This is a genomic window from Vibrio amylolyticus, from assembly GCF_023145695.1.
Classification (GTDB): domain Bacteria; phylum Pseudomonadota; class Gammaproteobacteria; order Enterobacterales; family Vibrionaceae; genus Vibrio; species Vibrio amylolyticus.
The window spans coordinates 312,181-325,534 of record NZ_JAJHVV010000002.1 but is presented as its reverse complement, the minus strand read 5'-3'; the positions used below and the strand labels follow the sequence as shown (position 1 = coordinate 325,534).

General features: G+C 41.7%; 11 protein-coding genes. 3 read left to right on the top strand and 8 right to left on the bottom strand.

Going from position 1 to position 13,354, the window contains the following annotated elements:
- Positions 1-57 precede the first annotated feature (57 nt).
- The gene (locus KP803_RS04350; RefSeq protein WP_248007610.1) at positions 58-1,242 is read right to left on the bottom strand and encodes an NnrS family protein; all 1,185 of its coding nucleotides are present in this window, start codon (positions 1,240-1,242) and stop codon (positions 58-60) included.
- 264 nt (positions 1,243-1,506) lie between these two features.
- Here KP803_RS04350 and KP803_RS04345 point away from each other — a divergent pair, with 264 nt between their 5' ends.
- Positions 1,507-2,076 (top strand): gamma-glutamylcyclotransferase family protein, encoded by a 570-nt coding sequence (locus KP803_RS04345; protein WP_248007609.1) that lies wholly within the window; start codon positions 1,507-1,509, stop codon positions 2,074-2,076.
- Between the two features lie 83 nt (positions 2,077-2,159).
- On the opposite strand, the gene KP803_RS04340 is transcribed toward KP803_RS04345, so the two are convergent.
- Positions 2,160-2,492, bottom strand: a complete 333-nt coding sequence (locus tag KP803_RS04340; RefSeq protein ID WP_248007608.1) for a tRNA-binding protein — start codon at positions 2,490-2,492, stop codon at positions 2,160-2,162.
- A 166-nt stretch (positions 2,493-2,658) separates the two neighbouring features.
- Between KP803_RS04340 and KP803_RS04335 the strand changes: the two genes are divergently transcribed.
- A complete protein-coding gene (locus KP803_RS04335; RefSeq protein WP_248007607.1) occupies positions 2,659-3,663 on the top strand; it encodes a substrate-binding domain-containing protein in 1,005 nt (334 codons plus the stop codon).
- A gap of 135 nt (positions 3,664-3,798) precedes the next feature.
- Here KP803_RS04335 and galM read toward each other — a convergent pair whose 3' ends face one another.
- The 6 genes from galM to KP803_RS04305 form a co-directional block, all read right to left on the bottom strand.
- Positions 3,799-4,863, bottom strand: a complete 1,065-nt coding sequence (galM, locus tag KP803_RS04330; RefSeq protein ID WP_248007606.1) for a galactose-1-epimerase — start codon at positions 4,861-4,863, stop codon at positions 3,799-3,801.
- 6 nt (positions 4,864-4,869) lie between these two features.
- Positions 4,870-6,030, bottom strand: a complete 1,161-nt coding sequence (galK, locus tag KP803_RS04325) for a galactokinase (protein WP_248007605.1) — start codon at positions 6,028-6,030, stop codon at positions 4,870-4,872.
- A gap of 82 nt (positions 6,031-6,112) precedes the next feature.
- Positions 6,113-7,168 (bottom strand): UDP-glucose--hexose-1-phosphate uridylyltransferase, encoded by a 1,056-nt coding sequence (locus tag KP803_RS04320; protein ID WP_248007604.1) that lies wholly within the window; start codon positions 7,166-7,168, stop codon positions 6,113-6,115.
- A 60-nt stretch (positions 7,169-7,228) separates the two neighbouring features.
- Entirely contained in the window at positions 7,229-8,248 is a 1,020-nt protein-coding gene (gene galE / locus KP803_RS04315; RefSeq protein ID WP_248007603.1) for a UDP-glucose 4-epimerase GalE, read from the bottom strand.
- A gap of 457 nt (positions 8,249-8,705) precedes the next feature.
- Complete coding sequence (locus KP803_RS04310; protein WP_248007602.1) at positions 8,706-10,016, bottom strand: anaerobic sulfatase maturase; 1,311 nt, start codon at positions 10,014-10,016, stop codon at positions 8,706-8,708.
- Positions 10,017-10,074: 58 nt separating this feature from the next.
- Positions 10,075-11,619 (bottom strand): sulfatase family protein, encoded by a 1,545-nt coding sequence (locus tag KP803_RS04305; protein ID WP_248007601.1) that lies wholly within the window; start codon positions 11,617-11,619, stop codon positions 10,075-10,077.
- A gap of 494 nt (positions 11,620-12,113) precedes the next feature.
- On the opposite strand from KP803_RS04305, the gene ebgR reads away from it, so the two are divergent.
- Positions 12,114-13,097: a transcriptional regulator EbgR gene (gene ebgR, locus KP803_RS04300; protein WP_248007600.1), complete on the top strand. Its 984-nt coding sequence runs from the start codon at positions 12,114-12,116 to the stop codon at positions 13,095-13,097.
- The last annotated feature ends 257 nt before the right edge of the window (positions 13,098-13,354 follow it).

Here is a 13,354-nt window from a genome sequence, read left to right as displayed (position 1 = left end):
TTCACATAGCGATGATGTGAAGCCTTTTTTAATATTCGAGTAATCAGTCGTCAACCTCTAGCCTGGATGGCCATCGACTCGCGCTGTAACAAGCATTTTGCCAAAATAGGCGATATACATAACAAAAGCCAGAATCCATAAACCGCCACTGATGTTTACAATCGTAAACAGATGCGCAGGGAAAAAGGTCACCCCGATTCCACGAATCAATGCCGCCAATACCAAAGCAATAAAAGCAATGCTCATATTTGGTCCTTTATAAATGGCTCGGCCAGTATGCCCCATCGTCACTCGAGATATCATCGCCAAAATTAGTCCTGATAATGCCCCAATTGCAAACAGATGAATTAAATTATGGTTGGCAAATGGGTTTTGTAACACCCCACGAAGAATTAAACTCAACGGTAAACACAAATACGCGGCATGAAGAGACCATACCAACGGTTCACTCAACGTTAGCCATGGTTTCCAACGGATAAATCTCGCCAACTGAGCCAAGCCACAAAACAGCATTAAAGGTTGGCCGAGCTGAGCAAACGTTACAGGGAAGAAGCTCAATATGAATAGAAAAACTAAAGGCAGGTTTGCCATCCAATCTAACCAGACCAGTGGCTGCGCTTTTTCAAAATTAAAACGCCTTGCAGTAAAGAATGGAATGACTCGTCCACCCATTACCGAAAGCAGAATCGCAAACCACCACAACATAGCTTGCCACACGGCAGAAGAAGGGAATGGAGGCATGCCTTTTATCGTCGCATAGCTGGCGAAGTTAGCCACAATCGCCAAAACAAACAGTGGTACGAAGAATAGGTTTTTCCACCCTTTAGCTTTAACCACACGAGTGGCAATTTCAAAGGCTGAAAATGCAAGGAACAGAGCTTCAATACTAGAGACTAACCAAAGAGGAGCAGGAGTCCAAAATAGCACTCTTGGTAATAACCAAAGCAGCACTAATACCGCTAAACGATGGTGTTTAGTGCCATTTATTCCTGTCCAGTTCTGTACCGCGGTTAAAACGAATCCAACAACAATCGCCATCGCAAAACCAAATAACATCTCATGCACGTGCCACCACAACGATGGGACACTAAGCGCTTCTGGCTGTCCGGTTTGGAACATCCATACCCACAATGCAATGGCTACGACCGCGTAAACACTTCCTAGCAAAAAAAATGGGCGGAAACCTAAACGCAAAACTGCGGGGATCGCTTCTTCAACTTTCTTATCGGTAATATTGAGCAAATCAACTCCTAACCACTTTTGAGTCTCAAAGAGAATTAAAGTGTGAATAATAGTAACTGAATTTTATTTTGCACTTTTCGAGCCAACTAATTAACCCATAAAATTCAATAGTATAATAAAAATCAGATGTCATATTGACAACACCAATATGAGTCATAATGACTCAAATAATAACTAGTGACACTGGTTAACATATAGTCTTATAAGAAAAGAAGTGATAGTTTCATATGTCTCGAAGAAGAAATGTATGACAAAGGGAAGTGTATGTATATTTTTGGCTATGGCAGTTTAATGAACTCGGCATCAAGGCGATTAACGGGTCAAACAGGAACAACGATTCCTGTTAATGTCCGAGGTTTGGTTCGATACTGGGGAAAAATCGATGACAGTTACGTTCTTTCTCCGTTAGTCGTTAACGAAGGTGAAGGACAAGTTAATGGTGTACTACTCAAGATTGATGAGCACACATTAGAGGATTTTGATCGTCGCGAGCGCGGCTATCACCGAATTAAGATCAATGCGCTACAAGTAGAGGTAGATTATTCACGTGCTAATGGAACCATACTCAAAGATGACGCCGTCATTTGGGTTTACGTGAAAAACGAGCCTGAGCCACCCTGCACATTGAGCCCAATCATGCAGTCTTACGTCGACACCGTATTAGCAGGTTGCCTCGAAGTATCAGAAAGCTTTGCCGAGAACTTCATTGAAAATACCGTAGGTTGGAATTTTCCATTCGAAAACGATCGTGATGCACCTAAGTATGGCAATGTAGCCGGGGTTGAGCCAGAGCACCACACTGCAATTGATTCCTTGCTAGCAACCGTTCGTTAATATGTACCGTAGAAGGTAAGTATTAAGCACGCTCTCAATTTAATGTCCGCAAATCAGTGCGGACATCTCTTTTCATAATCAGACTAAACGATTCTAACGCCCGCTGACATGGCACGCTCAGGCGTCAGTAATACACTCTCAGATTCATCGTCAGTTTCAGCACAAAGCAGCATACATTCCGAGGTTTCGCCGCGCATTTTTGCTTTAGCAAGATTACAGAGAACCACGACTTGTTTACCCAGTAACTCTTCTACTGTGTAATACGGCACAAGACTTGTCACCGTTTGAAGGCTCTTCTCTCCAACGTCAATTTGTACGATGTAGAGCTTATCTGCGTTCTCATGACGAACAACTTCGGTTATTTTTCCTACTCTAATTTCCAGTTTGGCGAAGTCACCATAAGCGATAGTTTCCACAATAAACACCTTTAGTAAAATTTAGTAAAACAATAACGTTTACACTAACAGTAATCATCCTATTTTCAAGTGGTAAAGATCCCATTTATACAAGTGAATTGATTCACCGTTTGCCTTATTTACACTCACAGTGTTAAATACGGGAAGGATAAGTATGAGGTAAACCATGGCCACTATTAAGGATGTAGCAAAAGAAGCAGGCGTTTCGATTGCCACTGTTTCAAGGGTAATTAACAAGTCACCTAAAGCAAGTAAAAAGTCCATCGAGTCAGTGAATGCTGCTATGCAGAAACTGGGCTATCGACCAAATGCAGCGGCAAAAGCACTCGTAAGCCAAAGTACCAATACGGTCGGCGTATTAGTCGGTGATGTTTCTGATCCCTTCTTTGGAACATTAGTGAAAGCTGTGGATACCGAAGCGCATAAAGATAATAAGCACATACTTGTGGGCAATGGTTACCATAACGAAGACGAAGAGCGCCGCGCAATTGAATTGCTGATAAATAACCGCTGTGATGCACTGGTTGTTCACTCTAAAGCCTTACCCGACCAAGAGCTGGTTGATTACGCTAAAGAAGTTAAAGGTCTCGTGATCATCAATCGCCATATTCCGGAAATCGCATCGCGTTGTATCTCTCTTGATAACCATAAAGGTGCTTACCTAGCGACGGAATATCTGATTCGTCACGGTCATAAAAAAATCGCCTGTATCGCTTCAAACCATGAAATTGAAGATGCCGACGAGCGCGTTGAAGGCTACCTTGCAGCCCTCAAAGACAACAACATAAGCTTGCCAAAAAGTTACGTTGAACATAGCGAACCAAGCAGTGATGGCGGTGAGGCCGCAATGACCAACTTATTGACTAAGTCTTTGGATATTGATGCAGTCGTAGCCTATAACGACTACATGGCGGCTGGCGCTTTGTCTATCGCAATGGAAAATGGTATCCAAGTGCCTGAGAAAATGTCGATCATCGGTTTCGATGATGGGTTAATCGCCCGCTACACGCACCCAAGCCTCACAACAGTACGTTACCCGATACAAATGATGGCTGAAAAAGCGACACGTTTAGCGCTGTCATTAGCAAAAAGTGAACCTGTAGAAAATGAACCGGTGATGTTCTCACCCACCTTGGTTCGCCGAGATTCTGTCAGTAAGTTAGCAGGATAAGACAGCCCCTTTCTCGCCCAGCTCCTTATCAAAAACAAAAAAAGCCTTATTGATACTTACTTGGACTAATTGTAAGTTTCAATAAGGCCTGAGCTCCAAACAGGGCGTGTTAATTATCTGCCCCCCGACATTTAATTAACCTAGAGCTTTAAACTGATAGCAAGTCGTTGATAGATACTCTTGCTCTGGATGTAAAATTGAACTTGGATGTTCCCACTCAGGATGATTAGGCGCATCAGGTAAAAACTGTGTTTCTAACGCTAAGCCTGCGTAATCTTCATACTCTCCACCACGTCGATTGGGTGTGCCTGCCAAGTAATTTCCGCTATAAAGCTGCATGGCCGGTTTATCGGTCCATACATCAAGCTGAATCTTCTCATCTGGCGAAATCACACTGGCAACCAAAGCAACACCTTGTGACTTGCTATTAAACACAAAGCTGTGATCGTAGCCTTTGGCACTCACTTGCTGTTCGCCTTTAAAAAGATCTTGAGCAATTGTTTTTGGCTGACGAAAATCAAAGCTAGTGTCACTTACTGAAACAGGCTTATCCAAAGGGATCCCTGTGTCAGTCGTCGGCAGGTATTGATCAGCAAGAATCTGTACAGCATGCTGCTTACAATCCTCGCCTGATTCAGCGCCCAGCAAGTTAAAGTAACTGTGGTTCGTTAGGTTAACTGGCGTTGCTTTGTCCGTTGTTGCTCGATAGTTGATAGAGACTTGGTTTTCATCATTCAATTGATACGTCACCAGTACCGATAAGTTCCCAGGAAAGCCCTGATCACCATCGACAGAATGTAATCTCATCACGACGCATCGTTCACTCTGTTCGACGATCGCCCAGCGACGTTTATCAAAACCATTCTCACCACCATGCAAACAGTTACCCGCTTGATTGGTGTTAACTTGATAGCTCTGACCATCAATTTCAAACTGACCATTCGCGATACGGTTAGCATAGCGCCCAACGGTAGCTCCGAGATAAGTTCCATGCTTTTGAAAGTCTTCCATAGTCGAGACACCTAGTATCACTTCTCTAGAAGGTTCTCCATGAACCGGAACCTGGCAGCTCAGCCAAGTGGCGCCTATATCCATCACAACGATTGAAAAGCCATTGCGGTTAGTTAGCTCAGCCAAATTAGCTGGGTGACCATCATAGGCTACCGCTTTTTTCATTGTGGTTAACAGTGATTGAGTCATCTTCTGTTACTTAACCTCAACCAAGCCTGCACCTGGTTTAGCTTGGCATACATAAATAGACTCTTTTAAGCCTGTTGCTGCTTGGTATTTTGCTTCAACCGCCGCTTTAACATCATCAACAAGCGCTGGTGGTACCAATGCGACAATACAACCACCAAAGCCACCACCTGTCATGCGAACGCCGCCTTGAGTGCTAATGACGTCTTTAACGATCTCAACCAACGCATCTACTTCTTTCACTGTGATTTCAAAATCATCACGCATTGAAGCATGAGACTGAGCCATCAGCTCGCCCATACGAATCATATCGCCTTTACGAAGTGCTTCCGCCGCTTCAACCGTGCGGTCGTTTTCAGTGATCACATGACGAGCACGCTTAGCAACCATCTCATCAAGTTCACTCGCTTTGGCATTGAACTGTTCAATCGTCACATCACGAAGTGCTTTCACGCCAAAGATGCGCGCGGCTTCTTCACATTGCTCACGGCGAGTGTTGTATTCGCTGTCTACCAAACCACGTTTTTTGTTTGAGTTGATGATGACAACAGACATGTCTTCAGGCATCGAGACCGCTTGTGTTTCTAGGCTACGACAATCCAATAACATGGCATGGTTCTCACGACCTTCTGCCGAAATCATCTGATCCATAATGCCGCAGTTACAACCAACAAATTCGTTCTCTGCTTGTTGGCCGTTAAGTGCAATTTCAGCTTGGCTGATTTCTAGATTAAACAGCACCTTAAAGGTTTGGCCGATCACGACTTCAAGAGCAGCTGATGAACTAAGCCCTGCTCCTTGTGGTACGTTGCCAGTAACAGAAAGATCAGCACCACCGAGCTCATAGCCACGAGCCAGTAAGCACTTCACAACACCGCGAATGTAGTTCGCCCACATTTTGTCTTGTTGGAAAGTAATCTCTTCATCAATCGAGAACTCATCAACCGCGTTGTCATAATCAACAGAAATCACACGAACAATATTGTCATCACGCTTAGCCGCAGCAACAACCGTTTGGTAGTTAATGGCGCACGGAAGCACAAAGCCGTCGTTATAATCGGTGTGTTCGCCAATCAAATTCACGCGACCTGGCGCTTGAATGATATGGCTTGGCTTGTAACTAAGTACCTGCTCAAAGGAGGCTTTTGCATTTTGGATTAGTTCTGACATTGGGGTTCTCACTAAAATTCTAAATTGTTATTGGGCAACGATGAATTAACATCACTGCCCTAAGTTTTCTTTATTTACCGAGCTATTTTTGCTCTTTGTAATGCACGTCGCTTAGATCTCGTAGTCGCTGAGCGGCTTGCTCTGCCGTCAGGTCTCTCTGAGTTTCAGCAAGCATTTCGTAGCCCACCATGAACTTACGAACGGAAGCGCTACGTAGTAGAGGCGGATAGAACACCGCGTGTAGCTGCCAGTGATCAATGCTCGCGCCTTCTTCGAAGAATGGTGCGTAGTGCCAGCCCATGCAGTACGGGAACGTACACTGGAATAAGTTATCGTAACGGCTCGTCAGCTTTTTCAGCGCTAGCGCTAAGTCATCTCTTTGCTCATCCGTTAATTCACTCATGCGGCGAATGTGAGCTTTTGGCAACAGCATGGTTTCAAACGGCCAGGCTGCCCAGTAAGGGACAACCGCAATCCAATGTTCTGTTTCAACGACAGTGCGAGAGCCGTCTTCCATTTCCGCTTCAACATAATCAACCAACAAAGGACGACCATATTTTTGGAAATACTCTTCTTGGTTGCGGTTTTTACGTTCAATTTCATTAGGTAAAAAACTGTTCGCCCAGATTTGACCATGAGGGTGCGGCTGTGAGCAGCCCATGGTTTCACCCTTATTCTCAAACGCTTGAACCCAAACATAATCTTTACCAAGCTCTTCGATTTGGTCATTCCAGGTATCAACCACATCACGTAGAGCAGGTACTGATAGCTCCGGTAAGGTTTTACTGTGATCAGGAGAGAAACAGATAACACGGCTCAAGCCGCGTGCACCTTTGGTCTGAAATAGGGGGTTATCAGACTCCGGAGCTTCAGGTGAATCCGTCATTAATGCCGCAAAATCATTACCGAATACGTAGGTGCCTTGATAGTCCGGGTTTTTATCGCCGGAAATACGCTCGTTCGTCGGGCAAAGGAAACACTTCTCTTCGTAAGTCGCTAGCTGTTCATAGCTCGGCTTCTCATCTTGACCACTCCAAGGGCGCTTTGCACGATGCGGCGAAACCAGTAGCCACTCACCCGTTAGTGGGTTGTAGCGGCGATGTGGGTGATCAACGGGATTAAATTCAATATTCGACATGTTACTTACTCACTCTAAAATTCATTCTTAAATTCGGTGGCGCGGATGACCAAACGGCCTTTACTCTGCTGAGTAGCCTTGTGGATTATTGGACTGCCAATTCCAGGTATCAGATGTCATGTCTGAAATAGAACGGTTTGCCTTCCAGTTAAGCTCTCGCTCCGCTTTCGTCGTGCTTGCCCAACACTCGGCAATATCACCAGGGCGACGAGGACAAAGCTCATACGCTATCGGGTGACCACACGCTGTACCAAAGGCTTCAACCATCTCTAATACACTTGAACCTTTGCCTGTTCCTAGGTTGTAGATATGCAAACCCGCTGTCTCACCCACTGACTTTAACGCTGCAATATGGCCATCTGCTAAATCCATAACGTGGATGTAATCACGCACACCGGTACCATCAGGAGTTGAATAGTCGTTACCAAATACCGCAAGCTTTTCACGACGGCCTACTGCTACTTGTGCAATAAAAGGCATGAGATTATTTGGAATGCCTTGTGGGTCTTCGCCCATGGTGCCAGATGGGTGCGCGCCAACAGGGTTAAAGTAACGCAGCAGCGTAATGCTCCAGTCACTTTCAGCTTCAAACAGATCAGCAAAGCACTGCTCTACCATGTACTTACTGCGACCGTATGGGTTGGTTGTTGCCCCTGTCGGAGAGCTTTCAGTAATTGGCACGATTTCAGGATCGCCATACACGGTTGCTGATGAACTAAAGACGATACTCTTCACGCCTGCTTTTCGCATTGAACGTGCTAATACCAGAGATCCATTAACGTTGTTGTCGTAGTATTCAAGCGGCTTAGCAACAGACTCACCAACGGCTTTTAAGCCTGCAAAATGGATAACAGATTGAATGTCATGATCACGGAAGACAGAATCTAGGAAAGCCTCATCTCGAATGTCACCTAGGTAGAAGGTAGGTCTTACGCCTGTTAACGCTTTAATTCGGCTCAACACTTCGACATTGGCGTTACATAAGTTATCAACAATAATTGGCTCAAGCCCTGCTTCAATCATTTGTACACAGGTGTGGCTACCTATATATCCCATACCGCCAGTGATAAGTACTTTCACTTCTGCCTCTCTTTAATGCTTCTGTCCGTGCTGCTTTTGCGCAACGACTTTTGTATGCCTCGAAGTCTACCAACCAAACCCGATCGTGTTCTGTGATCAAATTCGCATTGTGTAAACGTTTCCACAAGTAATTTAAAGTAATGGTCTTACAATGAGCGATTAAGCTATACACAGTTCAAACAAAAATAACTAAATAACAATAATTTAATTGAAAATTAATGGGGGTTTATAATAGACACATACGATGGGATCTCTACTAAAGTTTTACTAAAGCCTCAGCTAAGGAAGGTTTATCATAGGTCGTCACAAAGATTAGTGTTTACTCAAGCTGAGGTGGACAATAGCTTGATTATACTTTTTATAGATTAGTCAAAATATAATAGCTCTTAACTATTATTGGCCAATATCATATTTACTATATGCAACAAGTAAACATGATACTAACCAATAGAAGTAATCACGCCAATTTTCCATGGCAACATTTCTTAAATTTATTACCACTTCCACATAGACAACGTTCATTTCTAAGTGGCGGTGACAATCTCATCTCTTCAAGAGAATTTCTAATATGTAACATTAACTCAACGGGAGAGCGTTTTTGATTTAATAGCTTACTCATTATTCTAAAATGTAGTTCTGTGTGTGAAAAAAACATTTTATATGATTCACAAAAGTAGTTATGGTTATTTTCATTACTTGGAGATTTCGAAAACTGATGTTTTGGACAGCCGCCATTACATAATTTCAGGTAGGCACACTTCTTACAATCACTTGATAACGCTGTCATCTTATTCTCACCAAAAGATACCGCTTTTGGCGTATTATTTAGTTCACGAATTGATGTGTCATTTATATTTCCAACCTTGTATTCTGGGTATACAAAATGATCACAGTTATATAAGTCTCCGTTGGATTCCAGTGCAAATGCATGGCCACATGTCTCTGAAAATGTACACAGTTCCGTTTTACCCGTATGGTGTGCAGAAAGGGTCGCATCAAACATCTGAACAAAAACTTTACTTACGTCAGAAACTATCCATTTATCATAAATTTGACAAAGAAAATTACCATACTTACGTGGTTCTACAGACCAAGGTGTTACAGTCCCCTTATATCCACTACCAGGATAAATTAAAGTTAATCCATCTTCAGTTATTTCACTAGCTTCTTGCTCCACTAAAGGAATAAACTGCATATATTTTACACCCAAAGATTTTAAGTGCTCATAAACTTCTATAGGGTATTCACAATTGATGTTGTTAACCACAGTTAGTGAATTAAACTCTACACCATGTTCATTCAACAACCTAATACACTGCATGACTTTATCATGTGTCCCCCTACCACTACGACTCACACGATATTTATCGTGTAAAGTATTAGGTCCATCAATAGATACGCCAACTAGGAAATTATTTTCTTTGAAAAATTCACACCATTCACTATCAATTAATATCCCGTTTGTCTGGAAGGTATTAAGTATTACCTTATTACCTTTGTGTTTTCTTTGAAGACCCATTGCTTTTTTAAAGAAATCGATCCCCATTAATGTTGGCTCTCCCCCCTGCCAGGAAAATGAAACATGATTAGTTTCCTGAGCATCTATATATTGCTTTATATAGTTATTGAGTGTGTGGTCATCCATGACTTTAATTTTACTTGAATATAGTTTTTCTTTTTCCAAATAGAAACAATAATCACAGTCTAAATTACAAAGTGAACTGCTTGGTTTAGCCATGACTTGACAATTATTTACTTGAGAGTTCATATTTTTCCGACAAATGTAAGAAGCCTAGAGACCCAAAGATTACTAGGCTAACTAATTACTATTTTCTAGCTACAACTTTATCAATCATAGCCTGCATTTTCTTAACACGTTCAGGTTTCTCACTTGCCAAGTTGTTTTGCTCTTGAAGATCAACTTTTAGATTAAACAGCTGAGGGTGAGGGAATAACCCACTATCTATATGCTTGTCTTGTTCAATCCAAATATTGTTGTTTACTTGTGGTTGTACATATTTCCAATTACCATCACGAACTGAAAGTGTAAATGACTCTTGAATCATCTGCTTCCTTGCTGGCATGCTACTATCAAGAAGTGCGTCAAGTACATCCTGACTATCGATGGCTTCACCATCTTCAAGGTCGACTGAAAGTAAATTTGCAAAAGAACGATAGAAGTCAATATGACTGAATAGTGCATCACTTTCGCCTCCTTTCTTAATACCATTAGGATAAGAGATTATTGTAGGAACGCGGGTACTCGCCTCATATGCTGAATACTTACCACCATACCCATATAGCTCTCCCCATGGCGTATGCCCATTGAGTAATCTAGGTGCTCCATCTAAATAACCATCATTTAATACAGGGCCATTATCGGATGTAAATATTATGATTGTATTATCATAAATATCTCTATCTTTTAACTCTTGAATAATTTGACCAGTGACATAATCTAACTGAAGAATTGAATCTCCACGTGGGCCTTGTCCTGACTTTCCTTCGAACATTGCATGCGGGACTCTTGGTACATGAGGCTCTGTAAAACCAAAGAATAAGAAGAATGGCTTCTCTTCTGCTAATGACGAATCAATGAAATCATAAGCTTTCTTTGCAAATTCAAATGATACTTCTTCGTCGACAAACTCAGCAGAAACGCCCCCCTGCTGCCAACCAATACGACTGATTCCGTTAATAACAGAGCCTGAATGCTGAAGATCTGCTTTCTGACGCATCGAGTCTCGATCAATCATTCCATTAGGGCGATCGCCAATAGGCTCATCATAGTTGACATAAATTGGATCATTTGGATCTAATCCAAGTACGACATCATTCTCAGTAAAAACCGTTGGTACACGATCATTTGTTACTGGTAAAAGAAAACTATATTCAAAGCCGACATCATTAGCACCACGTGTAAATGGTTGATTCCAATCAACATCTCCTTTTCCATCACCTATGCCAAGATGCCACTTGCCAACGTATGCTGTCTTGTAACCTTCTTCAAGCATCATTTTTGCAATCGTTGGCTGATCCGGTCGAATAATTAACGGGTCATTGCCTTCTAAAATATCAGTGTTAATTCGAAATGCATGCTCACCAGTCATTAATGAATACCTAGAAGGTGTACATGTAGCGGCAGGACTATGAGCATCAGTAAAACGAATTCCACTTTCCGCAAGAGCATCAATATTTGGAGTGTCTATCTTCCCACCATATGAACTCGGATCTCCATACCCTAAATCATCAGCATATAAGATAAGAATATTAGGGTTTGAAGCTTCATACTGCTCAGATAAAGCCTGACCAGAAACAAATGATAGTGCAATTGCCGCACATAATGCACCAGTTTTAAATCTATTATTCATACATCCCTCTTTAAAAATTAATAACTTATTTATAGGTTGACTAACAGAATCACCTGGTAAATTTTTACTAGATATTAACTAAAACAAACAAGCTAAAACTGTTTAATTTTTGAGCTTTGTCATATAAATAGAATACTAACAACCCTAAAATGTAAGCACATGTGTAATACCAATTAAGACATACAACATCGCATTGGTAACTTATAAAACCAAGTGCAATAAAAACAAAAAACAGAATAAAAACAACATAATAAATAGACAATTCAACACTCAAGACACATATCACATTGGATATAAGCCAATCTCACATGGGTTAAGTTTTTAATTTCATTCTGACAAGTAACAATTGTGAAAACGTCTCAATTTGTACCAAAAATATAAAACATTGGATATTTACTAAAAAACCTTATGCACTTGCTTGAGCTTTAATTACAATAGTTAACAGGAAATTTTATTCTCACTAGGATGTGAGTTAAGCCGACTGGAAGTGAAGAATGGCAACATTAAAAGATATCGCAACCGAAGCCAGTGTGTCATTGGCAACGGTCTCTCGAGTTTTAAATGACGATCCAACACTTAGCGTAAAAGAAGAAACTAAGCGCCGTATTTTTGAGATCGCAGAAAAACTGGAATACAAAACCAGTAGTTCAAAGAAAGCAACATTGAGTAACAAGCAAAAGCATCACTTTCTTGCTTTGTACAACTACAAACAAGAAGCAGAAGTGAACGACCCGTATTACTTATCCATTCGTCATGGTATTGAGACCCAATGTGACAAGCTAGGTATCGATCTAACTAATTGTTACGACAGTAATATTGAAGTAGAAAGTAAAAAGATCACCGGTGTCCTTTTAGTTGGCCACTGCAAGCCTGCCACTCTGAAAAAACTACAAAAATTGACTGACAACATCTGTCACGTGGATTTCAATGACCTTGATTCACCTTATGATTCAGTTGATATTGACCTTGCTAAAATCAGTAAAGAAATTACCGATTTCTTTATTAACCAAGGTTACCAACGCTTAGGGTTCATTGGTGGTCAAGACCAACCGAATACCCCAGATATACGTGAAGTCGCCTTTTCAGAGTATGGCCAGCTTAAAGGTGTGGTCTCTACTGATGATATCTATCGTGGTGATTTCTCTAGCTCGTCAGGCTATAAACTGATGAAAGAGATGCTCGCAAAGCCAGATTACCCTAAAGCACTTTTCATCGCGTCTGACTCTATAGCCATTGGTGTGTTGCGTGCCGTACATGAACACGGCTTGTCGATACCTAAGGATATTTCTCTCATCAGTGTCAACGACATTCCAACAGCTAAGTTTACCTTCCCTTCTCTCTCCACGGTTAGAATCCACTCAGAAATGATGGGAATTCAAGGGGTTAACTTGTTGGTTGAGCGAGTTAGAGACGGGCGTGCATTGCCACTTCAAGTCTATGTGCCAAGTAAACTCAAGCTGCGTGACACAACCAACTAGCCAGCCAAACCGCTTCTTTACATCCAGTTAAAACTTAAAGCGCTGATTTATCGGCGCTTTAACTCATTTCCCTGTATTTTTTACTTCAATCGACACTATCTTCCCGTTCAAACCAATCCTTAACTTGTTGCATATTTAGCATCGATTCGCTCCGATACTCACCCAAAACCTTTGCTTTTAAGTCGATCACATCTCTCTAGGCAGCCACTGATAAAAACGTGATCCAGTTAAAGTAAAACGTTATCACTAATTTATTT

Bases quoted from the DNA above. Each gene is read 5' to 3' on its own strand.
- KP803_RS04345 (WP_248007609.1), top strand. From the start codon at position 1,507: ATGTATATTTTTGGCTATGGCAGTTTAATGAACTCGGCATCAAGGCGA.
- KP803_RS04335 (WP_248007607.1), top strand. From the start codon at position 2,659: ATGGCCACTATTAAGGATGTAGCAAAAGAAGCAGGCGTTTCGATTGCC.
- galM (WP_248007606.1), bottom strand. From the start codon at position 4,863: ATGACTCAATCACTGTTAACCACAATGAAAAAAGCGGTAGCCTATGAT.
- galK (WP_248007605.1), bottom strand. From the start codon at position 6,030: ATGTCAGAACTAATCCAAAATGCAAAAGCCTCCTTTGAGCAGGTACTT.
- KP803_RS04320 (WP_248007604.1), bottom strand. From the start codon at position 7,168: ATGTCGAATATTGAATTTAATCCCGTTGATCACCCACATCGCCGCTAC.
- KP803_RS04310 (WP_248007602.1), bottom strand. From the start codon at position 10,016: ATGAACTCTCAAGTAAATAATTGTCAAGTCATGGCTAAACCAAGCAGT.
- KP803_RS04305 (WP_248007601.1), bottom strand. From the start codon at position 11,619: ATGAATAATAGATTTAAAACTGGTGCATTATGTGCGGCAATTGCACTA.
- ebgR (WP_248007600.1), top strand. From the start codon at position 12,114: ATGGCAACATTAAAAGATATCGCAACCGAAGCCAGTGTGTCATTGGCA.